1 protein-coding gene is annotated in these 529 nt (G+C 58.0%); it reads left to right on the forward strand.

Annotation, left to right across the window (positions count from 1 at the left end; genetic code table 11):
• Positions 1-83: 83 nt before the first annotated feature.
• The gene (locus ACT6R0_RS18675; RefSeq protein ID WP_444667469.1) at positions 84-377 is read left to right on the forward strand and encodes a hypothetical protein; all 294 of its coding nucleotides are present in this window, start codon (positions 84-86) and stop codon (positions 375-377) included.
• Positions 378-529: the final 152 nt, after the last annotated feature.

Raw genomic sequence — 529 nt, forward strand, 5'->3', positions numbered from 1 at the left:
CACAACAGCAGTGGAGTGAAGTCGAAGAGCATCCAGCAGGGTCATGACAGCTGGGTCAGTGAGGGTCGCTGGCCAGGCAGCCGGTGCACAGCTGGCGAGGCCAGGCTGGACGAGCTGCTCAACAGGTAGGGCCTGCTGCCCACAAGCTGCACTGCATGCTGCATGCTACAAGCTGCTGGCACCATGCAACCAGCTTGCACATCAACAAAATGACATATAATGATGATGATGATGATGATGATGATGATGACTACATGCTGCTGTTAAGCACACTTGGCTGCTTGATAGCGTGGCCACCGCCCTGCACAGCAGCAGCAAGGCATGATGGTCAGGAGGGTGTAGCCTTGGGGGTGGTGGAGGCTGGTGACCCACGATGAACACCCCGCATGTGGGCTGCAGTCGAATCTCTCTCCCCTCAAACAGGAAGCGCTCCATGCTGCTGCGCAGTGCGTTCTGGATAGCCAGCAGCTGCTGGGCAACCACACTCAGCACCTGCACACCGCCGCAATGGCCATGGCAGCAGCAACAA

This window comes from Flavobacterium sp. (assembly GCF_052437795.1).
Taxonomy (GTDB): Bacteria; Bacteroidota; Bacteroidia; order Flavobacteriales; family Flavobacteriaceae; genus Flavobacterium.